The following is a 26,884-nucleotide window of genomic DNA, read 5'->3' as shown; positions in this document are numbered from 1 at the left end:
GTTACTGGATCAGATGCATGTCGGAGACCGCCCATTTACCGCTGGAATACGCTGCGATGACTACCGACGCGGCGTTTGACCCATCTCCGGGCGGTCTACCAACGCTCTTGTCGGCCTTGTAATACTGAATTTTCTCTTGGATGACCTGAACGACGACCTGTTGCGTTGCTGCTCCGGGTATGAATTTCGATTCCAGAGAGGGAGTGGACAGTCGCCCGCCAACCTGCCATCGTCCTTCCTTGAATCCGACAGCCACACTGTTTTTTAAGATGTTGCAGAAGCTGCAAGAAGCAGCCGATAACTTTGACCATGCAGTCAGGTCGCCCGTCTCATATCCGTAATTGAGTAGCGAAAACCAGTACTTCGTAAAGGCTTCCACACCCTCTTTCGAATTCTTGTCCGCCAGCGCCGGTTTCACGGGAACGGGCACGTTTTGGGCCCTTCCCTTGGCATCCGCGGGCTTATATACGGGCTTCGGAGTGGGAGTTGCGGTGGCACTCTGCGTGGCCGACGCGGCCGACGAAGCCGACGGCGTGGCTCCGTCATTTGACCCATTCGTGGGGCCCTCGCCATTGCTGCAGCCGCTGAGGACCAGGACTGAGGCGGCGAGGACGGAAATCGCGGAGAGGCGCATGCGCCCCGAACTGAAGGTACGAGAAGTCATGCGCTAATCCCCCCGGATAGGTTTCAAGACATCTGTGTCCGAACAATGGTTAAAGGGTAGCCGAGTGCACACTTTCAGCTCAAAGTTATCCACAGCCAACAACCCCTTCGTTCTACCACCTGCCGGCCGGCACGGAAAGTCAAAGCGGGCCGGCCGCGTCAGGACTCCGTTGATCCCCACTGCTGAGCTCACGACGTGAGACCAGCTCCGTCGCGGGCAACGACCAGGCTGTCAAGTATCCCCAAGGCTTTCCTCCAGCCTTTGTAGGCAGCCAACAAAACCGCACAGCCAGCGTCGAACTAGCGTCGGAAAGGACCAGCAACTCAAGCCCGAAGGACAATCAATGACGATCCAGGCAGACCCTCCCGCCACTCGGTACTCAATCCTTGAGACTGCGCGGAAGCAGGTTCTCGAAGAGGGCGTGGGCCTGGGCGAAAGCCAACTGGTTGAGGTTCTCCGTCTTCCCGACGAAGCTCTCCCCGCCGCCCTGCAATTGGCGCACGAGGTCAGGCTCAGGCACTGCGGCGAGGACGTCGAAGTGGAGGGCATCATCTCCATCAAAACCGGGGGCTGCCCGGAGGACTGCCACTTCTGCAGCCAGTCCGGCCTGTTCGACTCCCCCGTTCGCGGCGTTTGGCTGGACATCCCCGAGCTCGTCAAGGCGGCCAAGGAGACGGCAGCAACCGGCGCCACGGAGTTCTGCATCGTCGCGGCAGTGCGCGGACCCGACATCAAGCTGATGAACCAGATCAAGTTCGCCATCGACCGCATCAACGAGGCCGTGGACATCAACATCGCCTGCTCCCTGGGCATGCTCACCCAGCGCCAGGTGGACCAGCTCGCCGAGTGGGGCGTGCACCGCTACAACCACAACCTCGAAACCGCCCGCAGCTACTTCCCCGAAGTCGTTACCACCCACACCTACGAGGAGCGGCTGGACACCTGCAACATGGTCAAGGCCGCCGGCATGGAACTGTGCTGCGGCGCCCTCATCGGCATGGGCGAATCGCTCGAACAGCGGGCCGAACTGGCCGTTCAGCTCGCGTCTCTGGAACCCCATGAAGTCCCGCTCAACTTCCTGAACCCGCGCCCCGGAACGCCACTCGAACATCAGGGCATCATGGACGGCAAAGACGCCCTGCGCGCCATCGCCGCCTTCCGCCTCGCTATGCCTCGCACCGTGCTGCGTTACGCCGGCGGCCGCGAGCTGACGCTCGGAGACCTGGGTACGCGCGATGGGTTGCTTGGCGGAATCAACGCGGTCATCGTCGGCAACTACCTCACTACCCTGGGCCGCCCTGCTACAGCTGACCTTGATCTCCTGGTGGAACTGAACATGCCCATCAAGGAACTCCAGAAGTCGCTGTGAAGAGGGCGATCACGCGCAGCGGCGCCCCGGCAGCGTCGTCCAGCGAAGGCACCGCCAGCTACTGCGGCCATTGCGGCGAGTTGTGCGTCGGCGGAGGCGAGAGGGACGACGGTGGCGAGGAGCCGCCGTCGAATGCCCACCGCCGCTGTGGCGAGCTGCTGGTGCTGGAACCACCGCGGTACTGCTCGCGGTGCCGCCGGCGGCTCAAGGTGCAGGTGAACCCCCTGGGATGGACAGCTACGTGCTCCCGCCACGGTGTCACCAGGGCCTGAGAGGTGGGCAAGGCCTAGGATACTGGCGGATTCCCGTCCGCGGCTGGGAAAATCTCTTCATACCCCTGTCGTTTTTCTACAGGACGTAGAAGAATGGAGCCATGATGTTCAATCACGCAGACGGCGACCCCATCCTGGTCCTCGACGACGCACAGTGCTGGCAGCTTCTGGAGGGCACCACGCACGGTCGCCTCGTGGTCACCGTGGCGGGCGAGCCGGACATATTCCCCGTCAACTATGTGACCAGCCGCCGGAAGCTGTACTTCCGCACGGCGCCCGGCAACAAGCTGGCCCAGGTGACCATCAACGACCGCGTCCTCTTCGAGACCGACGGCATCATGTCCGACCAGGCATGGTCGGTGGTCCTTCGCGGTACCGCCCGGGTCCTGAGCAAGTCGGCGGAAATTGCGGAGGCCGAGGCCTTGGGACTCGCATCATGGGTCCCTACGCTCAAGGACTTCTACGTGGAGATCGAACCCGGCTCCATCAGCGGCCGGCACTTCGAGTTCGGCGAACAGCCGGAACGGGAAATCTAGCAAGCTGCGGCGAGCCTAGACTTTAAACATGGCGGACCGGCTGACACCTGAGCAGCGCAGCTGGAACATGTCGCGGATCAGAGGCAAAAACACCAAGCCCGAGTTACTGGTGCGCAGCCTCCTGCACGCGAAAGGCTACCGCTACCGCCTGCACGGTGCGTCCCGCGGCAGCAAGTTGCCCGGGAATCCGGACCTCGTCTTCGCCGGCAGGCGCAAGGTCATCTTCGTCAACGGCTGCTTCTGGCACTTCCACGACTGCAAGGCGGGCCAGCACTCCCCCAAGGCCAACGCCGAATTCTGGGAGGCGAAGCGGACGAAGACCAGGAATCGCGACGCCGATCAGCGCCGTCAGCTCGAAACGGCCGGATGGGAGGTGCTCACCGTGTGGGAATGCGAGTTGCGGGACGCATCAGCGCTGGAGCAACAGCTGGAGCAGTTTCTCACCAAGAACTGAGCACGCCGCCGGCGGGCGTCAGTGTTCGGCGGGAGCCAGCCTGTAGCCGACGCCGCGGACGGTTTGGAGCCATCGCGGGCTCTGTGCGGAGTCACCGAGTTTCTTGCGCAGGTTGCCCATGTGCACTTCAACGGAGCGCTCGTCAGCCTCGCTGATGTAACTTCCGACGTCGTACGGTTCGTCCCGCAGGCGGCGCACCAGGTCCGCTTTGGTACGGACCATGCGGCCGGCTTCCAGCAGCGCATGCAGGAGGTCGAATTCGGTCCGCGTCAGGCTGAGCTCCTTGCCATCCACGGTCACCGTCCGGGAGTCGTAGCTCAGGTCCAGCCCGTTGTGGCTGTAGAGGCTCTCATCGTTGGCCGCCCCGGAAGGTGCGCCGTTCTCTTCGGCGAGGTCCGACGTCGAACGCGGACGCCGCATCATGGCGGCCACCCGGGCGCGCAGTTCCCGGGGACGGAAGGGTTTGGTGAGGTAGTCGTCCGCGCCGGATTCGAGACCGATCAGGGTGTCCAGTTCCTCCGCGCGGGCGGTGAGCATGACGATGTAGGCATCGGAGAACTGGCGGATCTGCCGCGCCACTTCGAAACCGTCGATGTCGGGCAAGCCCAGGTCTAGGGTGATGACCGCAGGGTCCAGTTCCTTGGCGGCGAGAACGCCTTCCGCGCCGCTGCTCGCGGCGGTCACGTCAAAACCTGCCTGCGTCAGTACAACGCGGACCAATTCGCGAATATCGTGGTCATCTTCAATGACCAGCCCCACGCGTGCATCACCCATCGCAGCCCCCTCAGCCCGCTACATCCCGTCTGCAGTATAGCTCCCGCCCGCTATCCTGCAGGTATGCGTTTCTTCGGCCCCGCCCTATCGGACCAGTACCTATGAGCAGTGCGACCTGGAAGGACGCTTCCGGACGGATCCTGCTCTTCCGGCGACCGTTCCACGAGTACTCCTTGCGGAGCCGCGTAGCGCTAAGCCAGATGCCGCTCTCGGTAACGGCAGGCATCACCGCATTCCTGATTTGGGCTTTCTTCCCGGAGACGCTGATGCATCCGCTGTTCATCAGCTTCCTGCTGTCGCAGGGGGTAATTTTGCTGCTTTGTTACGCCGTGCCGTGGGACAAGCTGCCTTACCCGGCTTTTCTGGTGCTCCCGGTCATGGACCTCATCTCGATCGCGCTCGGCAGGGAGGGCGGCCAGGACAGCCTGACCGGGATCAGCCTCATGGCGGTGTTCCCGGTGATCTGGCTCTGTGCCTCAGGAGTATTTCCGAAGACCGCGGTGGCTATTTCCTTTTTCGGGCCGCTGGCCATCATCTGGGTGCCGCTGCTCCTCCGGGGGGATGTCTCCGGGCAGGACCTGGCCCGGTCCTTCCTCCTCCCGGTCATGATGCTGGGGATCGGCGTTTCGGTGACCGTCATGACCCTGAGCATGGTCCGGCAGCAGCGCGATCTGGAGGAAAAGGACGCCCAGTTGCGCGGGGTGCTCGATGACAGCAAGCGTCAGGAGCGGCTGCTGAACACCGTGCTGGATACTGTTCACCTGGGTGTGCTCGCCGTGGATGCCGACGGCAATGACATCCTGATGAACCGAAAGCAGCGCGCTCATCACAAGCTGGCGACTCCCGCGGGCAACGCCGATCCCAACGAATCCGAGCTGCTCGTCTTCGCGGCCGACCGCAACACCCCTGTGCCGGTGGAGCAGCGTCCTGTCCGGCGCGCCATTCTGGGCGAGGAATTCACCGACTACCTCGTCTGGCTAGGCGACGGCAGCGAGCAGCGGGCCATCACCACGAGCGCAAGGCCAATGCGCGACCAGGACGGGGACTTCGCCGGCTCGGTCATCGTGTTCAGCGACGTCACCGAACTGGTGAATGCCCTGGCGGCCAAGGACGACTTCGTCTCCAACGTCTCCCACGAGTTCCGCACGCCGCTGACCTCCATCCTGGGCTACGTGGAACTCATGCTGGATGACGACGACGACCTGACCGAGTACCAGCGCGGGCCGCTCGGGATCATCCGCCGGAACTCGGAGCGGCTCCTGACCCTGGTTTCGGATCTCCTTTCCAGCAGGAACGGGCAGCTGATCGTCAGCCCGCGGCCCGTTAACGTGGCGGACCTGGTCCGGGCAAGCGTCACGGCCGCCCTGCCGCGGGCCACCGTTTCGGGCATCCGGCTCATGGCCGACGCCCCCGAACGGTTGGCCGCGCGCGTCGACCCCGCACGCATTTCGCAGGTGCTGGATAACCTGGTGTCCAACGCCATCAAGTACTCGCCCGACGGCGGTGACGTGGTGATTTCTTTGCGGTCCGAGGACGGGCGCGTATTCTGCAGCGTCAGCGACACCGGGATGGGGATGAGCGAACAGGACCAGGAGGAGGTCTTCGCCAAATTCTTCCGCTCCGCCGCTGTCCGCAACTCCGCGATACCGGGAGTCGGGCTGGGACTGTCCATCAGCAAGGCCATAGTCGAAGCCCACGGCGGCAGTGTTTCGCTCCGCAGCGAAGTAGGGGAAGGCACCACTTTCACATTTGCGGTGCCGGCCTAGCCTTTCGGTCAGGCCCGGTGGTGCTCGATCAGCCAGCCGGCGAGCTGGCGCGCCCGCATTGCCGCCTCAAGATCGCCCTCCGCGGCCGAGATGATGGAGCCCTTCATGAGGATGTGCCATGACCGGGAGAAATCCTCGGTGCGCTCCAGCCCTGCCTCGTCCGCAAGCTGCTTCACGTGGCCGCGGATCTTTGCGAGGTAATCGATGCTCGCCCGTCCCAGCGGATGGGTGGCCCCCATCTCCAGGAGGACATTGATAAAGGAGCACGCCTCGAAGTCGGTGCGGCGGAACCAATCGGAGAAAACATCGAAGATCGCGAGCAGTTGCTGCTCAGGGGTATCCGCCCGGCGCCTCGCTTCGCCCACAATCGCGTTGACCGTCCACACGCGGTCTCGCTGTTCGAGGAAAGCGAGCACCAGTTCATCTTTTGAGGCGAAGTGGCGGTAGAACGTGGCCTTCGCGACGCCCGAACGGCTAATCAGTTCATTGATGCCGACGTCGCGGACGCCCCGGCGCGCAAAGAGGTCGTAGGCGGCGTTAACGATGCGCTCCCGCATCCCGGCAGCACCGGCCGCACCAGTAGCACCCACAGCGGCGGCATCCATGGCTGCGGCATTACCCAAAACGACGTCACCCGATGTGGCGTCGGTTTCCGGGCCAGACTGTAGCCCGCCGGAAGGAAAAATTCCGGCGCGCGGCAATCCTGAGCTGGATGATTCGGCCATTATTAATAGTCTATCCCAAAAGCGAGACAGACTTGTCTGTCCCCCATTATGGTTTCAAAGGTGTTCCATCCGTTTGGGCCCGCGAAATTAGCCGGACGAGTAGTCGAAGCTTAGATAATCAAAAGCGGCAAATTATCAGGAACGAGAAGCAACACATCTCGCGGAAATCGCACCTGAATTGCCAGATGGCTCGGGAGAATGACATGTCGCAGGAACTGATGCCAGTGGAACTGCGATACCTCAGGCCCTCCTCGATCACCTGTTGGCCCTGCACTGCCAGCCCGACGATCCTGAGCCGGAATCCGCCTAGCGGGTGATGCTCGCCTGCCGGACCACTTCGCCCCAGGACTGCTCAGCCAAATCCGCTAGGGCGGCCAGAATCTCCGACGGCGGCAGCGAAAGGTCCAGCGGAAACTCCACAATGTCGATGTCCGTGTTGAGGATCCGCCTCAGCTTCATCTCCCCTGCCCCGGCATAGATCAGCCAGGCTGTGGGCACGCGCAGCGCCGTGCAGTAGGCCAGCATCTGGAAGTGGTCCGCCGAGAGCGATGCTCCCTGGTCCGAGCGTGCCCGGTACTGCGCGTCGTACACCACCACGGGCCGGCCGCCGAGCAGGTGCACGGCATCGGGCCGCACTGTCAGCCGGTCCGAATCCCGGACGGCCTCATTCAGCATGGCGTTGTACTGCAGCCTCATCTCACCAGGGAACGCCGCCATGGCCTGCCGCAGCGCCGCGCCGACGAAGTCCTCGAAGACCTGGCCCATGTCCACCACGAAGGAGGCCGTCTGCTGCTGGCCTTCCCCTGCTTCGGCCGAAGCGTTGCGGAGGATCACCTCGGCCAGCCGGAGCGCGGCATGGTACCGGGTGTTCATTCTGCTGGCCCGCCACGGCGGTAGCGGGGCGCCGGGCTGGAGGCGGGTGGCGGCGTCGAGCTTTCCCTTGAGCTGCCGCAGGCGGCTGAGGACGTCGGGCCGCACCCCCGGGACGCGGGACATGCGGTCCAGGGCGGCGCGCAGGATCCGGTTCTCCGCGATGTCCTCGGTGAATTCGTCGTAGGACACCTCCAATGGCACCAGCATGCCCGGCCGCCGCGAAATCTGGTCGGAGATGCGGATCCGGCCCTTCACCGTCCTGAGGGACTCGTCCACGGTGAGGTAGCCCTGCAGCACGCCGCGCTGCAAGGCACGTTCGGCAAGTTGCGCGAGGGAAGCCGCCAACGCACTCCACAGCTCCGTGTCCTCGGCTGCGGCCACGGGATCGTCGCCGAACCCCTGGTTCCCGGCGTAACCGAGGAGGAAGAGCAGCCGGCTGAGCCCCAGCCTGCCCTTGGGCCGCACGTCGAGCTGCACTAGCGGCGTCCGCACGGATCCCACCATGCCCACCGGCTCGATCCGGTAGAGCCCCATGCCCATGGGCGAGGCCTTCGCGAGGCCGCTGGCGTTCAGCGAAGCCGCGCTGGCAGCATCCAGCTTCTCCACCACGCCGCGGGACAGCTCGTCTACCACAATGTGCCGGGGCACGGCGACCGGGCGGCCGCGGCCGCCTGCGGTACTAGCGAGCCGCAAGGCGTCCCAGCAGCTGGTCCAGCCCGAAGCGTTCCTCGAGCTGCGCGCGGTTCAGCTGCCCGTGGTAGTGCTCCTCGAGCAGGGGCATGAGCTCGTACTTCCAGATCCGGCGCAGGCCGGCAGGTGTCTGGGCGGCCTTCTTCATGAAGTAGGACGGGCCGATCATGAGGTCGCGGTCCCACTCGTCGATCGCATCGTTGAGCGCGTCCAGCAGCAGTGCGGGGGTGGTGTCCAGCTGCCGTGCCTCCAGGAACCGCAGCAGCGACCCCTTCACCGGCTCGGTCTTGGGGTGCAGCTCAATGAACGCGAAGCGGCGGCGGATGGCGGCATCCATCATGGCGATGGAGCGGTCCGCCGTGTTCATGGTGCCGATGATGTACAGGTTGTCCGGAAGCGTAAACGGCTCGTTGGGGCTGTACTGCAGGTAGATGCGGTCGTCGCGGTACTCCAGCAGGAAGTACAGCTCGCCGAACACCTTGGCCAGGTTGGCGCGGTTCATCTCGTCGATGATGAGGAAGTAGGGCTTGGATTCGTTGCCGGGCTTTGCGGCCTCCTCGGCCAGCCGGCGCAGCGGCCCGGCGACCAGCTTGAAGGACACCTGGCCCTCATCCGTCTTGTCCGGCCGGTAGCCCTCGAAGAAGTCCTCGTACGCGTAGGAGGGGTGGAACTGCACCAGCTTCACGCGCTCGTCGGTGCTGTCCCGCGCGAGCTCGGCGGCCAGATGCTTGGCGAGGAAGGTCTTGCCGGTTCCCGGCGGACCGTAGAGCACCAGCTGGCGGTTTTCCTCCAGCAGCTCGGCGATCTCCTGCAGCGGGTCCAGGTCCATGTGGAGCGAGTCCGCGAACTCGCGCGTCAGAGGACGGAACCCTTCCTGTACGGGGGCGACGACGGCGGCCGGTTCGGTGCCGCCGTCGGGCTCCGTTTCCGCTTCAGCGGGCACCAGCGCCTGAAGCGCCTGCACCACGCGGGTGACGTCGACGACGATGCCGGGCGTGGCGAGCTGGCGCTGGACATGGCGCGGCAGATCGGCCGTGGCGTGGGCTTCATCGAACCAGCGGACCTTGCGGCGCATCCGGCGGCTGTCCCCGTTGTGGTCCGGCTCCCCCAGGACGACGCCGATCCGGACCGCCCCGGAGCTCTGGTAGAGCGCCAGGTCGCCCGGCTTCATGACGGTCAGGAAGGCGAAGACCGCCGTCTTGGTGTCCTCCCGCTCCACGTAGCCGAGGTGTTTGTAGTCCTCGTCCACGGCGTGCTGGACCAGCCCGGCTGTAACGCCGGCGTCCAGCAGGCGGAGGTGTTCGACGCCGAGGGTGACCTTTTCCTCGTCCTGCCAGGCGGTGAGGAGTTCGGCGTTGTCGTGGTGAGTGCGCAGCAGCCAGGCCCGGCGGCCCGGATCTCCCACCTTGCGCCACTGGCTGACCAGCTGCCGGGAGTACCAGTCGATGCGCTGGCCTGCCTGCTCGTCGAGGTGCAGGCGGATGCGGCGGATGTCGGCGGTGATTTCTTCGTCGCTGTCCCCCTTGGCACCGCCCACCAGGGAGGCGAAGGCGTCCCGGATCTCCTGGCGTTCGACGTCGGCCACCACGGGTTCGAAGTAGCTGGGCCAGGCCAGGTATTCGACACTCCGCCGGATGGCGGGCTGGTCCCCGGGTGTTCCGGCGGCCAGCAGGTGGAAGGCCAGGGGATCCTTCAGCGCCTTGTTGATGGCGGGAGTAGGCTGCTGGTCCACGTGCTGCACAAACCGGCAAAGCCACTTCAGGTGGTCCCAGATGGTCCAGTTGAACTCGGCCGTCCGGTCCCGGATGACGCCGTGGTCGGTCATGCCCTTGTAGAGCTCGTCCGGAAGCTCGAGCGCGGGCTCCAGCCACGACGCTGCTTCGGCGACCCGTGCCCGCTTGACCTTGAGCGACTTCACCTCGTGCGCCAACGGCAGCGACTGGAGGAACAGGAGTTCCACGGCCAGCTGCTTCGCCGCGCGCGAGGCGTCCTCGAGGTTGTGCCGCAGGTTGGTCATCATGGGCGCCTTGGCGTCCGCCACTCCGCGCTGCAGCCGTTCCAGGACCTCCCCGGCGGCGTCCGACGTCCATGTCTGGGTGCGGCCGTCCAGAGCCGAGGCCTTGCCTTGGAGCCCGGCCCCCAGTACGAACCATGCTGCGTCTTCGATTTCTTTGGAGATTCCGAGGGCACGGTGCATGGCAGGCTTTGTGGCGGGGGTCATGGCTTCAAATTTACAGGCTTAAGCTGAACGCCGGCACCATGCCCGTCGGGGAAACTACTTCCGGGTAGGCTGCGGCAGCGGCTTCCGGCCGAACGCGAAGTAGCTGCCGGGGCCGATGAAGTTGATCAGCGTCACCATCCGCCAGACGGCCTTGGAACCGCGGATCTGCTCGGCCGGCCGGCGGGAAATGTCCCGCTGGGCGGCGGCGAGGAACGCCAGCTGCAGCGCGCCCACGATGACTGTCCCGATGCGCGCGGCCGGAGGCATGTCCTTCCAGGATTTCTTCTTCTGTTTCACAGCTTCGGCTCCTTTTCCACGGTCAGGGTTCCCTGCGTTCGGTGAAGGGCTCCAGCCGCTGCTTCTGCTCCGGCGTCAGCCTCAGGACCCTTCCGGTGGCCTCCTCAACGAAGGCGAGATGACTGGAGGCTTTCACACAATCCTCGCCAGTTACGGGGTCCTGCACAAGGTAGTGAATGTCGAAGCTCGCGCCCTTGACGGCGCCGATCCACACCTGGACCACCGCGGGCACGTTGCGGTACTCGAGCGTCTTAACATACCGGATGCGGTGGTCCACGATGAGCGCCAGGGTGCCCTCGGGAACATCGTTGAACAGCGAGACGTGGGGATCCACGCCGGGCAGCCCTGTGCCGCGGGGAGGGCCGAAGGCGCCGATGCGGGCTTCCTCCAGCATGCGGACAATTTGCACGTTGTTGATGTGCCCGTAAGCGTCCATGTCGCCCCAGCGCATCGGCACGAGCACCTCGATGCGCCGGGGGTCGGTGCTTCCGGGCCCGGCCGCGCTCAGCTGTGCACCGCCGTCGAATCGTCCACGGGCGTCTCCTCAGCATCCGCGCCGGCGAACTGGGACATGTACAGCCGGTAGTAGGCGCCTTCGGCCGCCAGGAGTGCCTGGTGGTTGCCCTGCTCCACGATCTTGCCGTTCTCCATCACCAGGATGGTGTCGGCATCGCGGATGGTGGAGAGCCGGTGGGCGATCACAAAGCTGGTCCGGTCCGTGCGCAGCGCCGCCATGGCCTTCTGCACGAGAAGCTCGGTGCGAGTGTCCACGGAGCTGGTTGCCTCGTCCAGGATGAGCAGGGACGGGTTGGCCACGAAGGCCCGGGCGATGGTGATCAGCTGCTTCTCGCCGGCACTGACGTTGTTGCCTTCCTCGTCAATCACGGTGTCGTAGCCGTCAGGAAGCGCCCGGACAAAGCGGTCCACGAAGGTGGCCCTGGCCGCGGCCATGATCTGGTCCTCGGTGGCGTCAAGCTTGCCGTACCTGATGTTGTCGTAGATGGAGCCGCCGAACAGCCAGGCATCCTGCAGCACCATGCCCACCTTGGAACGGAGTTCGGCCCGGCTCAGCTGCGTGACGTCCACCCCGTCCAGCGTGATGGAACCCGAGTTGAGCTCGTAGAAGCGCATGACGAGGTTCACCAGGGTGGTCTTGCCGGCACCGGTGGGCCCGACGATAGCAACGGTGTGCCCGGGCTCGGCGGTGAAGGACAGGTTCTCGATGAGCTGCTTGTCCTCGGTGTAGCTGAAGGTGACGTTCCGGAATTCCACGTGCCCGTCGGTCTTGGCCGGCAGGTGCTCTGTGACGGTTTCGGCGTCCTGCTCGTCCGCGTCCAGGAACTCGAACACGCGCTCCGCCGAGGCCACGCCGGACTGCAGCATGTTGGCCATGCCCGCCATCTGGCCCAGCGGTTGGGTGAACTCTCGCGAGTACTGGATGAACGCCGTGGCGTCGCCCAGGCTCATGCCGCCGGAAGCAACCCGCAGGCCGCCCACCACGGCGATGCCGACGTAGCTCAGGTAGGAAACGAACTGCATGACCGGGAAGATGATGCCGGAAACGAACTGGGCGCCGAAGCTGGCCTTGTACAGGGCCTCGTTCCGCTCCTCGAAGCGCTCCAGCATGTCGGCGTCGCGGCCGAAGACGCGCACCAGGTCGTGCCCGGAGAAGGACTCCTCGATCTGGCCGTTGAGCTCGCCCGTGTTCTTCCATTGCGCCGAGAACAGCTTCTGGCTGCGCGCGCCGATCATGCCGGCCGCCACTCCGGACAGCGGCAGGGCGATCAGGGCAATTAGGGCCAGCTGCCACGAGACGATGAACATCATGATGACGATGCCGATGACCGTCAGCAGCGAGCTGATCAGCTGCGCGAAGGCCTGCTGCAGGGCCTGCTGGACGTTGTCGACGTCGTTCGTCACCCTGGACAGGACGTCGCCGCGCTGGCGGGTGTCAAAGTAGTTGAGCGGAAGCCGGTTGAGCTTCTTTTCGGTGTCGTCGCGGAGCTGGCGGATGACCTTCATGACAATCCGGTTCAGCACGTAGCCCTGCAGCCACAGGAAGATGTTGGCCACGAAGTACATGAGCAGCACGGCGGAAATCAGGACGGTCAGCTTCTGGAAGTCGATGCCGGTGCCCGGAACGAGCTCCATCCGGGAGATCATGTCGGCGAAGTTGTCCTGGCCCTGCGCCCGCAGGCCCTCGACGAACTGGTCCTTGCTGACTCCGGCGGGGAGCTGTTTGGCTACGACGCCGCCGAAGATGACGTCCATGGCCTGCCCAAGCACCTTCGGGGCGATGACATTGAGGACCACGGAAACAATGACCATGGCCACCACGATGTAGATGCCCACGGCCTCCGGCTTCAACAGCCCCATGAGCCGTTTGGCGGAGGGCCAGAAATGCTGGGCCTTCTTCGCGGGCATGCCGCCGAACATGTCGCCGTCGGCTTCCGACGGCTTGTACTCCTCCTCGATGAAGTCGTCGTCCTCCAGCTCCGCCGCGGCATCCGCGGCCGGCTGGGCCGGGACGGATGGATTGCCCAGGCGTGCGCCCTTCTTGTCGGCGGTCATGCCACTTCCTCCACGCTCAGCTGGGACTCAACAATTTCCTGGTAGGTTGGCGACGTTTCCAGCAGTTCATCGTGCGTGCCACGGTCCACGATCCTGCCGTTGTCCAGGACCAGGATCTGGTCCGCCTCAATGATGGTGGAGATCCGCTGCGCCACGATGATCACGGTGGCGTCGGCGGTGGTGCGCTTGAGGGCCGCGCGCAGCCGGGCGTCGGTTGCGACGTCCAGAGCCGAGAATGAATCGTCAAAGAGGTAGACCTTGGGCTTGGTCACCAAAGCCCGGGCGATGCACAGTCGCTGGCGCTGGCCGCCGGAAACGTTGGTGCCGCCCTGGGCGATGCGGGACGCGAGGCCGTTTTTCTTGTCCCGGACGAATCCGTCGCCCTGGGCCACGTGGAGGGCATCCCAGAGTTCGTCATCGGTTGCCTCGGTTTTGCCGAAGCGCAGGTTGTGTTCGATGGTTCCGGAGAACAGGTAGGGGCGCTGCGGCACGAGGGCCACGCGCCTGGTGATCTCGGCACGGTCCAGCTTGCTGACGGAAACGCCGTCGAGCAGCACCTCGCCTTCGGCGACGTCGTACAGACGGGGCAGCAGCGACAGCAGGGAGGATTTTCCTGCGCCGGTGGAGCCGATGATCGCCACGGTCTCCCCCGGGCGGGCGGTGAAGCTGATGTTGCTCAGCACGGGAGCTTCCGCCCCGGGGTAGGCGAACGTGACGTTCCGGTACTCGACGACCCCTTCCAGTGCCGCAGGCACTTCCGGGTGGGCGGGGTCATGGATGGAGGGTTCGACGTCGAGCACCTCGCCGATGCGGTCCGCGCACACTGACGCGCGGGGAATCATCATGGCCATGAACGTGCCCATCATGACGGCCATGAGGATCTGGAGCAGGTATTGCAGGAAGGCGGTCAGGGCGCCGACCTGCATGTCGCCGGAGTCCACCCGCTGGCCGCCGAACCAGAGGACGGCTGCCGTGGAGAGGTGGAGGATCATGCCGATGGCCGGGAACATGAGGACGAACAGGGCGCCAATCTTCAGGGACACGTCCGTCAGTTCCTTGTTGGCCTCGCCGAAACGCTCGGTCTCGTAGGGCTCGCGGACGAAGGCCCGGACGACGCGGATGCCGATGATCTGTTCGCGCAGAACCGCGTTGATGCGGTCGATCTTCTTTTGCATGGACCGGAACAGCGGCATCAGGCGGACCACGAGGTAGCCGACCACCACGATGAGCACCGGTACCGAGACCCAGACCAGCCAGGACAGGTTGATGTCCTCCCGAAGGGCCATGATGATGCCCCCGATGCACATGATCGGGGTGGCGACCATGAAGTTCAGGCCCATGAGGACCAGCATCTGCACCTGCTGGACGTCATTGGTGCCGCGGGTGATCAGCGTGGGTGCACCGAACGTGTTGACATCCTTGGCGGAGAAGCTGGTTACCTTGCGGAATACGCCGCGGCGGAGGTCGCGCCCCACAGCCATGGCCGTCTTGGAACCGAAGTACACGCCTGCGATGGCGGTGCCCACCTGGATGAACGCCACCACGAGCATGATGCCGCCCGTCCGCCAGATGAAGTCGGTATCGCCGCGAGCCACGCCTTCGTCGATGATCTGGGCATTAAGGCTGGGCAGGTAGAGGGCCGCGATGGTGGACGCCAATTGAAACGCAATAACGGCCAAAATGTACGGCATATACGGTTTGGAGTAGCGCCGTATGAGGGTGACGAGCATGCTCACGGATCCTTTGGGAGAGAGCGCGAATTGGTAAGAGAAGTAGTAGCAGCCAGGTCTGACATCCTAAGCCTTCCCACTCTACGAAATCCGTTGCCCGTGCGAAACATCGGCGGGCGAAGATCATCCCCACGGAGTACGACCCATACTCCCGGGAAAGCGCGAACGAACACTTCAGGGCCCCGAGCAGCGCGAACGAACAGTTAAGCCCCCGGGCGCCAGGGCCTCAAGTGTTCGTTCGCACTAAGTGGGGCGGCGAGGCGGGCACCAGCGAGGCGGGCAGCGGCGCTGGGGCGGCGAGGCGGGCAGCGGGCTGCCGGTCAGTTACCCGCGGAGGTGAGTTCCGCCGTCGGGCTTTCCTGCCTTGCTCCATGCGACTGTTCCCTAACCCGCGCTGCGTCACCGGATCCGGCCGGACCCTGCGTGGCATCAGACGGGCGGGCAGCAGGCTGGATGTCCACCGTCCGGCGCAGCGGGCGTTCCGTGATGAGGAGGACGGCGATAAGCGCCACCACGGCAGTGGCGCCCGCGATCAGGAAGATCTCTGCAGTTGCGTCGCCGTAGGCTGCCCGCATGATGTCCCGCACGGGGGCAGGCATGTCGGCGAGGTCGAGGGTCGCCCCTGTGGAACCGCCGCCGGCCGGGATGCCCGCCGCCGCGAAGCCCTGGGCCGCGAGTTCCTTGACCCGGTTTCCGAGGATTGCGCCGAGGACCGAGACGCCGATCGCGCCGCCCACCGACCGGAAGAAGGCCACGGACGCGCTCGCCGTGCCGATGTCGCGGGCGCTGACAGTGTTCTGGACGGCCAAAACGAGGTTCTGCATCAGCATGCCCAGCCCCAGGCCGAGGATCGCCGTGAAGATGCCGGCCTGCCACAGTTCCGTGGTGTGATCCATGGTGCCGCCGAGGCCCAGTCCGCCGATGAGCAGAATGGAGCCCGCAACGAGGTAGCGCTTCCATTTGCCCGTACGGCTGACGAGGAGCCCTGAGACCACCGAACCGATCAGGTTTCCGGCGATCATGGGCAGCGTCAGCAGGCCGGCTTCTGTTGGCGTGGCGCCGCGGGCTACCTGGAAATACTGGCCGAGGAAGGTGGAGGAGCCGAACATGGCCACTCCCACAGCCACGGACGCGATGATGGCCAGCGCGGTGGTGCGCTCGGTGATGATCTTCAGCGGAATGATGGGCTGAGCCACCTTGGACTCCACTAACACCAGCAGCGCCAGCAGAAGCACACCGCCGCCGACCATCAGGCCGGACTGCCAGGACCACCAGTCGTAGTAGTCGGGGTTGCCGGCAAAGGAGACCCAGATCAGCAGGAGGCTGACACCGGACGTGAGCAGAATGGAGCCGAGCCAGTCGATCTTCGCGGGACGCCTGATGTGCGGGATTTTCAGGGTGATCTGCAGCAGGATCAGAGCGACGACGGCGAGCGGCACGCAGACGAAGAACGTCCAACGCCAGCCGAGCGGGCTGTCGACGATGAACCCGCCGAGCAGCGGGCCTCCGGCCGTGCCGACGGCCATGACGGCGCCCATGTAGCCGGAATACTTGCCGCGGTCGCGCGGGGGAATCATGGACCCGATGATTGCCTGCGCCAGCGCGGTCAGTCCGCCCATGGCCACGCCCTGGATGACGCGGGCGGTCAGCAGCAGGGGGATGGTGGCGGACAGCCCGGCCATGACCGAGCCGGCCACGAAAATCACGATGCTCAGCTGGACCAGGATCTTCTTGCTGAAGAGGTCGGCGAGCTTGCCCCAGATGGGAGTGGTGGCCGCGTTGGCCAGCAGCGCCGCGGTGATGACCCAGGCGAAGTCGGTCTGCGTGCCCTTGAGCTCGGACATGATGGTCGGCAGCGCGTTGGCCACGATGGTGCTGCTGAGGATGGCGGTGAAAAACGCTGCCAGGAGGCCGGTGAGGGCTTCCATGATCTGGCGATGGGTCATCGCCGCGGGCGGCGCGGATGTCTGGATCGACACTGAATCTCCTAAGAATCGGGGTTCATGGTGGTGAGTCCGGCCGCCTTTGCCCGGGCGGAATCCCGGAGGGATCCCGCGAGATTGCGGAGAACTTTCGCCGCCTCCTCGGCGTCCCGCTGGCTCCATTCCTGCAGATATCCCTGCAGGGTGGCCGTGCGGTGCTCCTCGATTTCGACGAGCCTGGCCCGCCCCGCGTCGGTGAGGGCAACGAGCTGGGCCCGTCCGTCTTCGGGGTCAGGCCGGCGGTGGACAAGGCCCAGTTCCTCGAGTTCGGCGATGTGCCGGCTGAGAACAGGTGCGCTGACGCCCAGCCGCGCGGCCAGATGCGTGGCGCGGGACTCCTTCTCCCCCACGAACCGAAGAACGCCTTGCAGCGCCACCCCGGTGTCCATGCCTCGCGCATTGGCGACCGCAACGCACCGGACCGCCCGCTGGAGGTCGAAAATCTGGTGCACGAGTTCTGCCGCGGTGCTTGGCTCGACTGCCATGCTCGATTGCTCCTAATCGCTTGCCTTAGGCAACTATATCCCTAAATGGTTGCTGTAGGAAACTAACCAGGCGGCCTGAGGTTAAACGCCAAGCGCGAACTGGCAGCTAATGCCCTCAAATTCGTACTGAGGTGGCATTACCTGCCAGTTCGCGCTTGGCGGTTTCCAACCATCGTCGCAACAGGCTTGATTCGAAGGTAAGAGTATCTCTGCTCCGGTCTCCAACATGCGAATGTCGAGGGCCGCGTTCTTGGTTCCGGAGCACCGAACGCGCCTCTTCGGGTTCACGGTTCACGACAGACGCCCGGAATTTTTCACGGAAATACCGGTTCGGTTACAAAGTGTTCGAACGCACAGAAATGCTTTCTACATTCGATGGAAAAAGGGTAGCCTCCGTGGAAACACATCCAGTGTTTCTACGAGCAATATTGGGGAAGGCTCAGCATCCACGTGAACAAGACCATTCGTACCAGAGCAGGGCTGGCAGCCACCGTTGCCGCCCTGTGCGCCTCCACCTTCAGCGCACCTGCCCAGGCAGCAGACTTGCCGCATACCAGCTGGAACTTCTCCATTGACTCAACAGCCAATGTGGTTGCCTACGATCAGAGCGGCACCCTCTGGTCCTATGCCTGGATGACTCCGGGCGTGACGCCGCAACGGCGCGCTATTGGGCCGGCTGGAGCCCCGATCCCGAAGGCCTTTTTCGTGACCAACTGGAACTCTGACGCGGACGGTGTTCCGGACCTGGTTGTGCAGAACCAGGACGGCACCCTGACATATCGTGAAGGAATCGCCACCGGCGGATTCAAGGACCACATCATCGGCGTTGGCTGGCGGAACTATGAGATCACCGTGGGCACGTGGAAGAAAACGGATAAGTACCCGTCCATCATCGCTAGGAATAACGCCACCGGTGAGCTCTTCCACTACGGCAACCCGTCCGGCAAGGGCCTGTCAGCACGGGTGAAGATCGGCACCGGCTGGAACGGGATATCCTTCAACCTGCTGGACTGGGACAAGGACGGCAACACCGACGTCGTTGCCAAGAACTCCTCCGGCTACCTGAAGCTGTACCGCACCAACGGCGCTGGCTCATTCATTGCAGAGAAGCGCGCAACCATCGGCAACGGATGGAACACCATGAGCTCCATTCGCGCTGTCTCCGGGCTCCACGGCAGCGGCACAGTCGGCCTGAGAGCACGCGACTCGGCCGGCGTCCTTCACTACTACCAAGCGAACAAGAGCGCCTGGGCTACCCGGGAGACATACACCGGCGGGTGGAATACCTACACCATCGCCGGGAACTGACACCTGCACCAGGTCTGCACGATTACAGCTGACCGGGTGTCTGTCCTCTCTTCAATACTGAATCGGTGGCCGGATCAGAGTCTGCTCCGGCCACCACCATGATCCGCCCCTGCAAATTGACACTCATCCGAGGCCAATAGTGTCTGCCGAGAACAGCCTTTCGCACCGCATAAAGGGTCGATGTCGCGAACCTGTCTAAGGAGCGCACACCTGCGATTTACCGCTGACAGAACAACGCCAAGTACCGCTGCGATTCACAGGATCTGGAACTACGCGGCCGGCGGGGCAGGTGGTTTGGAGGGGCTAGCCAGGAAGGCACCAAGTCGCCTACCGACATCCTCGGTCATCCAGAATGAAACCCGTTGCTGACCGTCCGCGGCCTCAATGTTCAATTCCACCGCGAAGCCGAGCTCGTCCCCTATAGTCGGGCTGACACCGAAGCCAATCAGCCGGTTGCGGTCCGGGAGATCCGCTCCCGTGAGAAGGCTGATTCCTGTGGACTCTCGGGCACCGTTTTCAGGTGGCAAGCCCGTGCCACCATGGACCATCCAATGAGCACCGCCCTCCAAGACCGCCTTGTGTCCGGTACAGACAGGCACTTCCAGGTTGGAGCCGGGCATGAGCTTGAAGACACTGGTTGGGGTCTCGGGGCAGCGCAGCACAGAGCATGTGGTCATGTTGGCGATGCTACCGAAGGGAGGGGCTATCTGATGTCAGGATCTCCTCCCTGGAGGAGGCAATTCGGCAAAGTGGACACCAGGTTGCTGGGTTGCCCCGTGCAGGGTTCCGCAACAGGAAGCTCCAGCCTGTCTTCCGCTGTCCACGGTTGGGGTCAATTCGGGTTATCCACGGCTGGAATTGGGAGCCGTTGGGGTAGCTCCCTGGTCGCCGTAGCGGTGGATAACCCTATTGAATTGTCCCCGGCGGTGGGCAGCAGAGCCGCGTTTTCAGTGCCATCGGATACCGCCTTGGTGTGAAGTGCAGCAATGGTTTGGAGGGAAGCAAACCGTGCCGTTGCACTCTCCCAGTCGAGGACGGCTCGGGGCCGTCCGTTGATCACATCAGCGGCGAAGCGGACTTCAGCCTGTTCTACGGTGCTGAGGTCCGCACCCTTTCGAAAGTACTGGCGGAGCAGGCCGTTGGCATTCTCGTTCGATGCACGTTGCCAGGGGCTGGCCGGATCACAGAAGTAGACGAGCGTTCCCAGCGCCGCGGTGACTTCGGCGTGCTTGGCCATCTCGGAGCCACGGTCCCACGTCAAGGTTCTCCGCAGCGTGGCAGGCATGACGCCGAGCGCGTCAATGAGTTGGTCACGCATGTTATCGGACCTGTTGCCTGGGCGGAGGGCGAAGGCGACGAGGAGCCGGGAAGAGCGTTCTACCAGCGTCACGATCGCTGATTTGTTCCCCTTCCCCACGATGAGGTCACCTTCCCAATGGCCCGCTTCTTCCCGGGTGGCGATGTGGTCTGGGCGGTCACCGATCTTCAGAGCATCAGCCATGTAGTGGCGTGGCTTCACCTTGGTCCTGGACCGCGGCCGCCTGCTGAACTTACCCGAACGCAGCAGCCGGGCAGACCCCGTTGGAACGGGGCGGATGCTCAGATGGTAAAGCGCGCGGTAGACCCTTTCATGCGCCAAATGCCGATGCTTTTCTCCCGGAAACCGTTCCTTCAAGGCCCGGCAGACCTGCTGAGGGCTCCGCCGTTTCGAAAGGCATTCCACAACGTAATGCCGCAACTCGTCATCCCCGGCAAGCTTGGCCAGCCTTGGCCGCGGCCTTCTCCTCTGCGCCATTTTCTGGGCGCGGAACGGATGATACCGACGCTTGTCGGGGCGGTTGCGAGCTAACTCCCTGCTGATTGTGGACGGCGACCGCCCCAGATCACGAGCGATGGATTGCAGACTCGCCCCAACCAGCAACCGGTCGGCAATGAAGATCCGTTCGTCCTCTGACAAATAGCGGCTGGACCCACCTGTCGCAGGAATCGCCTTACGAGGCCTCGGATCCAAGCCTTGCTGCACCAAACCTTCCACCCCGTTGCGTCCATGCAACCAACGAAGGCCGGTGTTGGGGTTGATTCCAAGAATCCTGCATTCTGCCCGGTTGGAGTGCCCTTCTTTCATGAGCTGAACATACAAGGGCTTCTTCTCAACCAAGCCCGGAGGCCCCATTTTCCTCGATCGGCGCGTCGAACTGCGCATGGAACAACACCACTTTCCGTCGGTGTTGCGACGTTTGTGAGAAACCGCCCTTTTGTGCGGGGGCTTAAGTGTTCGCTCGCGCTGGGTTGTTGGGGGGGTGGTTACGGGGCCAGGTGCGTGGGGGCGAACATCTTGAGCAGAGTCTCGACGACGACGACGTTCGGGCCGTCGGCGGCGAAGCCCGCCTTCAGCGCGTCCCCCACATCCTCCGGGGCAACCCGTGTGGCCGGCACGCCGAACGCCTCGGCGAGCTTGACGAAGTCGGGGCGGGCGAGTTCGGTGGCGGTGGCCTGGCCGAATGCTCCCACCATGTATTCACGCAGGATGCCGTAGCCGCCGTCGTCCACAATCAGCCAGGTGACTGGCACGTTGTGCTGCTTGGCAGTGGCCAGTTCCGAGATGGAGTACATGGCCGAGCCGTCGCCGGACACGGCCAGCACCCGGGCCGAAGTGCCGGACTTGCCCACCGTCTCCAGCCCCACGGCGCCGCCGATGGCCGCCGGGAAGCCATAGCCCAGCCCGCCGGCACCCTGGGCCGAGTGGAACTGCCCTTCGCGGGCGTCCCAGCAGCTCCAGCCCCAGTAGGCAGAGATGGTCATGTCCCAGAACGTCTGCATCTCCGGGGGCACGGCTTCGCGGATATCGGCCATGAACTTCAGTTCCTTGCCGAGGTCCTGTGATTCGAGCCGTTCCCTGACCTTGGCCACTGATTCCCGGACCAGGTCCTCAGGCGACGTGCCATGCCAACTGGCGCGTTCCGCGTGCGGTTCAATCAGTGCCTCGTCCAGGGCCGCGAGGGCCTGGCCGGCATCGGCACGGATGCCAAGGCCCGGCCGGTTGGATTCCAGCACGCGCGGTTCGGCATCGATCTGGATGATCCGGCCCCGCGGTTCGAACGTGAAGTAGTTCGACGTGACCTCACCAAGGGAGGAGCCGATCACGATCAGGACGTCGGCATCCTCGAGCAGGTCCGTCATGTGCCGGTCCTCGATCCAGGACTGCAGTGACAGCTCGTGGTTCCACGGGAAAGCGCCGTTCCCGCCGGGCGTGCAGATGACCGGGGCGCGCAGCTTCTCCGCGATGGAGAGCAGCGACTTTTCTGCCCGGCCGCGGCGCGTTCCGCCGCCGGCGATGATGGCCGGACGTTCCGCCGTCGACAGCCATTTCACCGCTTCGCGGACCAGCTCGACGCGCGGCGGGTTGTCCGCTGCCTCGGCGAGCGCGTCCTCGACGGGCGGCACCATAATGGGGTCCAGCAGCACGTTCTGCGGGATTTCGAGCCAGACGGGGCCCTGCGGCGACGAGATGGCCTCGGTCCACGCGTCTTGGATGGCCGAGGGAATGCCGGAGGCGTGCTGGATCAGCCGCTGGCTCTTGGTGACGTTCGCGGCCGACGCCTTCTGGTCATCGAGCTGGTGCAGCATGCCCTTGCGGCGGGCGCCGAGGCCCTCAAGCGGGATCTGGCTGGCAATGACCACCATGGGCACCCCGGTTGCATAGGCCTCCTGCAGTCCGGCGAGCGAGGTCAGCGCGCCCGGGCCTGTGGACAGGAACAGCACGCCCACTTCGCCCGTGGCACGGGAGTAGCCGTCCGCCGCGAACGCACTGTTGTTCTCCACACGGGAGGACACGAAATGAAGGTTTCCCCGCCCCATGGCGTCAAAAAGGCCAAGGGCGTGCTGGCCGGGAATGCCAAAGACGGTCTTCGCGCCCAGCGCTTCCAGGGTCTCGACGACGAGATCCCCGCCGTTGCGGGCGTCCGTTCCCTTGGTGGGGGCTGCCGTGCCCGGATCGAAGTCGATCACTTGACGGCCCCCGCGGTCTCGGAAATTTCGATGCGTTCGGCAGCGCGGTTCGTGGCCTCGGGAGCCGCGAACCCGGCCGGGCGCCGGGCTTCCTGGCCAAGGGACTGCGCGGCATAGCCGGTGTCGGAACCAAAGCGGTCGCCTTCGACGGCGTTGTCCGCCATCAGGGTGACCAGTTCGTAGGCCACATGGCTGGCGGCGACGCCCGTGATTTCTGCGTGGTCGTACGCAGGAGCGACCTCGACGACGTCGGCACCCACCAGGTTCATGCCGCGGAAGCCGCGGATGATCTCAAGCAGTTCCCGGCTGGTGATGCCGCCGGCCTCGGGCGTGCCGGTGCCCGGAGCGTGGGCGGGGTCGAGGACGTCGATGTCCACCGAGATGTACAGCGGGCGGTTGCCGATCCGGTCCCGGACCTTGGCCACGGTCTCGAGGACGCCCTGGTAGTAGACGTCCGCCGAGGTGACGATGCCGAAGCCGAAGCGGTGGTCGTCGTCGAGATCCTTCTTTCCGTACAGCGGGCCGCGGGTGCCGATGTGGCTGATGGCCTCGGTGTCGAGGATGCCTTCTTCCACCGCGCGCCGGAACGGCGTGCCGTGGGTGTACTCGGCGCCGAAGTAGGTGTCCCAGGTGTCCAGGTGGGCGTCGAAGTGCAGCATGGCGATTGGCCCGCCGGCGCGTTCCGCGGCGGCGCGAAGCAGCGGCAGGGCGATGGTGTGGTCTCCGCCAAGTGTCATGAGCTTGCTGCCGGACGCGGTCAGGTCCAGGGCGTTCTGCTGGACCGTTTCGATGGCCTCGTTGATGTTGAACGGGTTGACGGCCATGTCACCGGCATCGGCCACCTGGCAGTTCTCGAACGGGCTGACGTCCCAGGCGGGGTTGTACGGGCGGAGCAGCCGGCTGGCTTCGCGGACGTGGTTGGCGCCGAAGCGCGCACCGGGGCGGTATGAAACCCCGGAGTCGAAGGGGACGCCGACCACCGTGATGTCCGCCTTGGACACCTGGTCCAGACGGGGCAGGCGGGCATATGTTGCCGCCCCTGCATAGCGGGGAATACGGGATGAATCGATGGGGCCAAGGTTGCCGTTGGCTTCGATGCGCAGCTCTTCCAAAGGAACGCCTCTCCTTCGAGGATGAAAGGTTGGGTGTGACAGCCATCATACACTCGAAGTTGCCTAATGCGCATCATCTGTTTACAAATTCATGCGGCAAGGGGACATGGGGGCGCAGCGAAACATCCGAGCGCCGCAATGCGGGCCCGGGCTCGGTCTCGTCGTAACAGGGGGCTAGCGGCTCGCCGCGGGAACAAGGACCCACAGCACCTCAACCGATTCGTCCGTCGGGTTCACCCAGGTGTGGGGTTCGCGGCCGGGGAAGGTGACGGTGTCGCCGGTATGGAGCTCGTACTCCTCATTGGTGAGGATCAGCTTAATGGTGCCCTTGATGACGTGCAGCACGTCGACGTCGCAGTCAACGGCATAGAGCTCCGCCTCGCCGCGGCCCATCGGAGCAATGACGGCCTGGATGATCTGGACCCTCCGCTCCGAGCGCGCCGTCAGCAGCCGCTCCACGATTCCTTCACCGCCCAGCGAGATGCGCGGACCGGCATCCCGTTTCGTCAGGTGGGTTTCAGGGGCGGCGAACAGGTCGCCGATGGAGATGGACAGAACCTGGCACAGCGTCACCAGCGAGGCGACCGACGGCGACGTCAGATCGCGCTCGACGCGGCTGAGGAAGCCCTTGGTCAGTCCGGTGGCGTCCGCCACCTGCTCGATGGTGAGCCGCTGCGACTGGCGTGCGGCACGGATTCTTGAACCGATGGCAACCGGAACATTGCTCGGTTCAACTGGTAGTGCCTTCATTTACGAACCTTTCACGGCCGGCCGCTCGGCCCCATCTTTGGAGCCATACTAGCGGCCCGCCCCCGATCTCACGCGGCTGGAGCCGCGTCACAGAAGATTGCGTCTTGACTGTTACTCCGATCACAGCCTACGCTTTTGTGCAACAAGTGTTGCTTATCAAGCAACCGAAGGTTAGTCCTTCACCCTTCCACTCCCAGAGCAGCGGAATCCGTGCACCACCAACTGCACTCCCCCGGATTCCTGAACAAGCTGCCAAAGCTCCAAGGAGCCCCAAAATCATGGACGCAAACTTCGTCAATATCGCCATAGTGGTGACCTATTTGGTCGCCATGCTGGCCTTCGGCTGGTGGGGCAAGTCCCGCACCAAGAACAACAGCGACTTCCTCGTCGCAGGCCGCCGCCTTGGTCCGTTGCTCTACACCGGAACCATGGCCGCGGTGGTCCTCGGCGGTGCCTCCACTGTGGGCGGCGTTGGCCTTGGCTACAGGTTCGGCATTTCCGGCATGTGGCTAGTGGTGGCCATCGGCGCGGGCGTGCTCCTGCTGAGCCTGCTGTTCGCCGGCACCATCCAGCGGCTGAAGATCTACACGGTCTCCCAGATGCTGAGCCTGCGCTATGGCCAGCGGGCCACCCAGACGTCAGGCATCGTCATGCTCGCCTACACCCTGATGCTCTGCGCAACCTCCACGGGCGCCTACGCCACCATCTTTGTGGTCCTGTTCGACTGGGAGCGCTGGCTCGCCATCGCCGTCGGCGGCGCCATCGTGTTGGTCTATTCCACCATCGGCGGCATGTGGTCCATCACCCTCGCCGACCAGGTGCAGTTCATCATCAAGACGGTCGGCATCTTCGCCCTGATGCTTCCCTTTACGCTCAACGCCGCCGGCGGCCTCGACGGGATCCGTGCCCGCGTTGACGCGAGCTTCTTCCAGATCGACGGCATCGGCGTCCAGACCATCATCACGTATTTTGTGGTCTACACCCTTGGCCTGCTGATCGGCCAGGACATCTGGCAGCGCGTCTTCACCGCCAAGACCCCAACGGTGGCCCGCTGGGGCGGCGCCACCGCTGGCGTCTACTGCATCCTGTACGGCGTCGCCGGCGCCTTGATCGGCCTGGCCGCCCGTGTGGCCCTGCCCGACATCGACGTCGCCAATCTGGGCAAGGACGTTGTCTACGCCGAGGTTGCGACCCAACTCCTGCCAATCGGCATTGGCGGCCTGGTCATGGCCGCAGCCGTCGCCGCCATGATGTCCACCGCCTCCGGCGCCCTCATCGCTGCTGCAACGGTGGCCCGCGCGGACGTTGTCCCGTTCGTAGCCAGCTGGTTCGGCAAGACGATCAACACCGACGATTCGGAGAACCCCGAGCACGACGTCAAGGCCAACCGCTACTGGGTCCTCGGCCTGGGCATTGTGGCCGTGCTGATCTCCATGGCAGCGCAGGACGTCGTGGTGGCCCTGACCATCGCCTACGACATCCTGGTGGGCGGCCTGCTGGTTGCCATCCTCGGCGGCCTGGTCTGGAAGCGTGGAACGGGCATCGCCGCGGCCTGGTCGATGGCCGTCGGTTCGGTCCTGACCTTGGCTTTGCTGATCGCCTACGCAACAGGGATTATCCCCAGCGAAGACGGCGTCTACGCCAACGATCCCATTTACTGGGGCCTGGGAGCGTCGCTGCTCGTCTACATCGTGATCTCCTACCTCACGCCTCCCACGGAGCCCGAGGTCCGCGAGGCCTGGGACCGTCGCGTTGCCGGAGCGGTTTCCGAAGAACTCCCGCTGGAGGCCCACCCGGTGGCCAGCCACACGGCTCACTGAGCTTCACGGAACTAAGTACGACGGCGGTGCCTTCCCTTCGCGGGGAAGGCACCGCCGTCGTCGTTCACATCCGGGTGGTGGATCTCATTCGTTTTCCTCGGACTCCAGGAATTCGTCACCGTCCAGCGGCGATGGCGCTACTGGCTGGTCCTCGCCGCGGAAGTCGTCCACGTCCAGCGGAACCACCCGCTCGGCTTCGTCGAACAGCTCCTCCTCCTCGGTCTCGTCATCAGTAACGGGGGCGTCCTCGGCGTAGTCGTAGGCGGGATCGGACTCGAGGGAATTCCGGACGGGCGGGAAGGGGAGTGAGCCGTTAGTGTTCATGGTGAAACCTCCGTGCGCTAGGGCTGACGTCAGCCGATCCGAACTCTGCCTGCAGCAGGGCCCGAACCCGAATCGGCCGGAGGCGGGCCTGCCGGCGAACCCGCCCTGGATTTCATTCGAACACCGCTGGCCCGGAGGGTCAAGGGCACCCCG

Annotated in this window: 23 protein-coding genes; 7 read left to right on the top strand and 16 right to left on the bottom strand. The window is 64.5% G+C overall.

Annotated features, from left to right (window positions below; all coding sequences use genetic code 11):
• Position 1: 1 nt before the first annotated feature.
• Positions 2 to 664, bottom strand: a complete 663-nt coding sequence (locus CXQ90_RS22165; protein ID WP_146068916.1) for a DUF6318 family protein — start codon at positions 662 to 664, stop codon at positions 2 to 4.
• A gap of 343 nt (positions 665 to 1,007) precedes the next feature.
• Here CXQ90_RS22165 and bioB point away from each other — a divergent pair, with 343 nt between their 5' ends.
• The 4 genes from bioB (at position 1,008) to CXQ90_RS16855 (ending at position 3,295) form a co-directional block, all read left to right on the top strand.
• The gene (gene bioB / locus CXQ90_RS16870) at positions 1,008 to 2,033 is read left to right on the top strand and encodes a biotin synthase BioB (protein ID WP_104140520.1); all 1,026 of its coding nucleotides are present in this window, start codon (positions 1,008 to 1,010) and stop codon (positions 2,031 to 2,033) included.
• Positions 2,030 to 2,305, top strand: a complete 276-nt coding sequence (locus tag CXQ90_RS16865; RefSeq protein WP_258064567.1) for a hypothetical protein — start codon at positions 2,030 to 2,032, stop codon at positions 2,303 to 2,305. The genes bioB and CXQ90_RS16865 overlap by 4 nt, the downstream gene beginning before the upstream one ends.
• A 101-nt stretch (positions 2,306 to 2,406) precedes the next feature.
• The gene (locus CXQ90_RS16860) at positions 2,407 to 2,841 is read left to right on the top strand and encodes a pyridoxamine 5'-phosphate oxidase family protein (RefSeq protein WP_104140519.1); all 435 of its coding nucleotides are present in this window, start codon (positions 2,407 to 2,409) and stop codon (positions 2,839 to 2,841) included.
• A gap of 28 nt (positions 2,842 to 2,869) precedes the next feature.
• The gene (locus CXQ90_RS16855; protein WP_104140518.1) at positions 2,870 to 3,295 is read left to right on the top strand and encodes a very short patch repair endonuclease; all 426 of its coding nucleotides are present in this window, start codon (positions 2,870 to 2,872) and stop codon (positions 3,293 to 3,295) included.
• Between the two features lie 18 nt (positions 3,296 to 3,313).
• On the opposite strand, the gene CXQ90_RS16850 is transcribed toward CXQ90_RS16855, so the two are convergent.
• On the bottom strand, positions 3,314 to 4,069 hold the full coding sequence (locus tag CXQ90_RS16850; RefSeq protein ID WP_181038596.1) for a response regulator transcription factor: 756 nt from the start codon (positions 4,067 to 4,069) through the stop codon (positions 3,314 to 3,316).
• 101 nt (positions 4,070 to 4,170) lie between these two features.
• On the opposite strand from CXQ90_RS16850, the gene CXQ90_RS16845 reads away from it, so the two are divergent.
• Positions 4,171 to 5,835: a cell wall metabolism sensor histidine kinase WalK gene (locus CXQ90_RS16845; protein ID WP_104140517.1), complete on the top strand. Its 1,665-nt coding sequence runs from the start codon at positions 4,171 to 4,173 to the stop codon at positions 5,833 to 5,835.
• Positions 5,836 to 5,843: 8 nt separating this feature from the next.
• Here CXQ90_RS16845 and CXQ90_RS16840 read toward each other — a convergent pair whose 3' ends face one another.
• The 9 genes from CXQ90_RS16840 to CXQ90_RS16800 form a co-directional block, all read right to left on the bottom strand.
• Positions 5,844 to 6,440 (bottom strand): helix-turn-helix domain-containing protein, encoded by a 597-nt coding sequence (locus tag CXQ90_RS16840; protein WP_308470560.1) that lies wholly within the window; start codon positions 6,438 to 6,440, stop codon positions 5,844 to 5,846.
• A gap of 426 nt (positions 6,441 to 6,866) precedes the next feature.
• Positions 6,867 to 8,081 carry a restriction endonuclease gene (locus tag CXQ90_RS16835; protein WP_181038601.1) on the bottom strand — a complete coding sequence of 405 codons (1,215 nt, stop codon included), beginning with the start codon at positions 8,079 to 8,081 and terminating at the stop codon, positions 6,867 to 6,869.
• A gap of 31 nt (positions 8,082 to 8,112) precedes the next feature.
• Positions 8,113 to 10,344: an McrB family protein gene (locus CXQ90_RS16830; protein ID WP_104140516.1), complete on the bottom strand. Its 2,232-nt coding sequence runs from the start codon at positions 10,342 to 10,344 to the stop codon at positions 8,113 to 8,115.
• A gap of 54 nt (positions 10,345 to 10,398) precedes the next feature.
• Positions 10,399 to 10,611 (bottom strand): PLDc N-terminal domain-containing protein, encoded by a 213-nt coding sequence (locus tag CXQ90_RS16825; RefSeq protein ID WP_104140543.1) that lies wholly within the window; start codon positions 10,609 to 10,611, stop codon positions 10,399 to 10,401.
• A 52-nt stretch (positions 10,612 to 10,663) separates the two neighbouring features.
• Complete coding sequence (locus CXQ90_RS16820; protein ID WP_104140515.1) at positions 10,664 to 11,092, bottom strand: thioesterase family protein; 429 nt, start codon at positions 11,090 to 11,092, stop codon at positions 10,664 to 10,666.
• Positions 11,093 to 11,145: 53 nt separating this feature from the next.
• On the bottom strand, positions 11,146 to 13,212 hold the full coding sequence (locus CXQ90_RS16815) for an ABC transporter ATP-binding protein (RefSeq protein WP_104140514.1): 2,067 nt from the start codon (positions 13,210 to 13,212) through the stop codon (positions 11,146 to 11,148).
• On the bottom strand, positions 13,209 to 14,942 hold the full coding sequence (locus CXQ90_RS16810) for an ABC transporter ATP-binding protein (RefSeq protein WP_104140513.1): 1,734 nt from the start codon (positions 14,940 to 14,942) through the stop codon (positions 13,209 to 13,211). Before CXQ90_RS16810 ends, CXQ90_RS16815 begins: the two co-directional genes overlap by 4 nt.
• A gap of 320 nt (positions 14,943 to 15,262) precedes the next feature.
• Positions 15,263 to 16,888 carry an MFS transporter gene (locus tag CXQ90_RS16805; RefSeq protein ID WP_308470559.1) on the bottom strand — a complete coding sequence of 542 codons (1,626 nt, stop codon included), beginning with the start codon at positions 16,886 to 16,888 and terminating at the stop codon, positions 15,263 to 15,265.
• Between the two features lie 41 nt (positions 16,889 to 16,929).
• Positions 16,930 to 17,409 carry a MarR family winged helix-turn-helix transcriptional regulator gene (locus CXQ90_RS16800; protein ID WP_104140512.1) on the bottom strand — a complete coding sequence of 160 codons (480 nt, stop codon included), beginning with the start codon at positions 17,407 to 17,409 and terminating at the stop codon, positions 16,930 to 16,932.
• Between the two features lie 450 nt (positions 17,410 to 17,859).
• On the opposite strand from CXQ90_RS16800, the gene CXQ90_RS16795 reads away from it, so the two are divergent.
• Positions 17,860 to 18,717, top strand: coding sequence for a VCBS repeat-containing protein (locus CXQ90_RS16795; RefSeq protein ID WP_104140511.1), 858 nt, complete (start codon positions 17,860 to 17,862; stop codon positions 18,715 to 18,717).
• A gap of 832 nt (positions 18,718 to 19,549) precedes the next feature.
• Here the strand turns inward: CXQ90_RS16795 and CXQ90_RS16790 are convergent.
• The 4 genes from CXQ90_RS16790 to CXQ90_RS16775 all read right to left on the bottom strand — a co-directional run bounded on the left by CXQ90_RS16790 (position 19,550) and on the right by CXQ90_RS16775 (position 24,587).
• Positions 19,550 to 20,875 carry an IS30 family transposase gene (locus CXQ90_RS16790; RefSeq protein ID WP_181038595.1) on the bottom strand — a complete coding sequence of 442 codons (1,326 nt, stop codon included), beginning with the start codon at positions 20,873 to 20,875 and terminating at the stop codon, positions 19,550 to 19,552.
• Between the two features lie 146 nt (positions 20,876 to 21,021).
• Positions 21,022 to 22,725: a thiamine pyrophosphate-binding protein gene (locus CXQ90_RS16785; RefSeq protein WP_104140509.1), complete on the bottom strand. Its 1,704-nt coding sequence runs from the start codon at positions 22,723 to 22,725 to the stop codon at positions 21,022 to 21,024.
• A complete protein-coding gene (gene speB / locus CXQ90_RS16780) occupies positions 22,722 to 23,837 on the bottom strand; it encodes an agmatinase (protein ID WP_104140508.1) in 1,116 nt (371 codons plus the stop codon). The genes CXQ90_RS16785 and speB overlap by 4 nt, the downstream gene beginning before the upstream one ends.
• Before the next feature lie 174 nt (positions 23,838 to 24,011).
• A complete protein-coding gene (locus CXQ90_RS16775; RefSeq protein ID WP_104140507.1) occupies positions 24,012 to 24,587 on the bottom strand; it encodes a helix-turn-helix domain-containing protein in 576 nt (191 codons plus the stop codon).
• Between the two features lie 278 nt (positions 24,588 to 24,865).
• Between CXQ90_RS16775 and CXQ90_RS16770 the strand changes: the two genes are divergently transcribed.
• A complete protein-coding gene (locus CXQ90_RS16770) occupies positions 24,866 to 26,407 on the top strand; it encodes a sodium:solute symporter (protein ID WP_104140506.1) in 1,542 nt (513 codons plus the stop codon).
• A gap of 84 nt (positions 26,408 to 26,491) precedes the next feature.
• Here the strand turns inward: CXQ90_RS16770 and CXQ90_RS16765 are convergent, their stop codons facing one another.
• Entirely contained in the window at positions 26,492 to 26,731 is a 240-nt protein-coding gene (locus CXQ90_RS16765) for a hypothetical protein (protein WP_104140505.1), read from the bottom strand.
• Between the last annotated feature and the right edge of the window lie 153 nt (positions 26,732 to 26,884).

This window comes from Arthrobacter sp. ZGTC131 (assembly GCF_002929275.1).
Lineage (GTDB): Bacteria > Actinomycetota > Actinomycetes > Actinomycetales > Micrococcaceae > Arthrobacter.
Note: the sequence above shows the minus strand (reverse complement) of the source record. Positions and strands in the feature narration are given on the sequence as shown.

Excerpts from the sequence above, each read along its gene's own strand:
- CXQ90_RS22165 (WP_146068916.1), bottom strand. The coding sequence starts at position 664 with ATGACTTCTCGTACCTTCAGTTCGGGGCGCATGCGCCTCTCCGCGATT.
- bioB (WP_104140520.1), top strand. The coding sequence starts at position 1,008 with ATGACGATCCAGGCAGACCCTCCCGCCACTCGGTACTCAATCCTTGAG.
- CXQ90_RS16860 (WP_104140519.1), top strand. The coding sequence starts at position 2,407 with ATGATGTTCAATCACGCAGACGGCGACCCCATCCTGGTCCTCGACGAC.
- CXQ90_RS16855 (WP_104140518.1), top strand. The coding sequence starts at position 2,870 with ATGGCGGACCGGCTGACACCTGAGCAGCGCAGCTGGAACATGTCGCGG.
- CXQ90_RS16850 (WP_181038596.1), bottom strand. The coding sequence starts at position 4,069 with ATGGGTGATGCACGCGTGGGGCTGGTCATTGAAGATGACCACGATATT.
- CXQ90_RS16845 (WP_104140517.1), top strand. The coding sequence starts at position 4,171 with ATGAGCAGTGCGACCTGGAAGGACGCTTCCGGACGGATCCTGCTCTTC.
- CXQ90_RS16840 (WP_308470560.1), bottom strand. The coding sequence starts at position 6,440 with ATGGATGCCGCCGCTGTGGGTGCTACTGGTGCGGCCGGTGCTGCCGGG.
- CXQ90_RS16830 (WP_104140516.1), bottom strand. The coding sequence starts at position 10,344 with ATGACCCCCGCCACAAAGCCTGCCATGCACCGTGCCCTCGGAATCTCC.
- CXQ90_RS16825 (WP_104140543.1), bottom strand. The coding sequence starts at position 10,611 with ATGCCTCCGGCCGCGCGCATCGGGACAGTCATCGTGGGCGCGCTGCAG.
- CXQ90_RS16820 (WP_104140515.1), bottom strand. The coding sequence starts at position 11,092 with ATGCGCTGGGGCGACATGGACGCTTACGGGCACATCAACAACGTGCAA.
- CXQ90_RS16815 (WP_104140514.1), bottom strand. The coding sequence starts at position 13,212 with ATGACCGCCGACAAGAAGGGCGCACGCCTGGGCAATCCATCCGTCCCG.
- CXQ90_RS16810 (WP_104140513.1), bottom strand. The coding sequence starts at position 14,942 with ATGCTCGTCACCCTCATACGGCGCTACTCCAAACCGTATATGCCGTAC.
- CXQ90_RS16805 (WP_308470559.1), bottom strand. The coding sequence starts at position 16,888 with ATGACCCATCGCCAGATCATGGAAGCCCTCACCGGCCTCCTGGCAGCG.
- CXQ90_RS16800 (WP_104140512.1), bottom strand. The coding sequence starts at position 17,409 with ATGGCAGTCGAGCCAAGCACCGCGGCAGAACTCGTGCACCAGATTTTC.
- CXQ90_RS16775 (WP_104140507.1), bottom strand. The coding sequence starts at position 24,587 with ATGAAGGCACTACCAGTTGAACCGAGCAATGTTCCGGTTGCCATCGGT.
- CXQ90_RS16770 (WP_104140506.1), top strand. The coding sequence starts at position 24,866 with ATGGACGCAAACTTCGTCAATATCGCCATAGTGGTGACCTATTTGGTC.
- CXQ90_RS16765 (WP_104140505.1), bottom strand. The coding sequence starts at position 26,731 with ATGAACACTAACGGCTCACTCCCCTTCCCGCCCGTCCGGAATTCCCTC.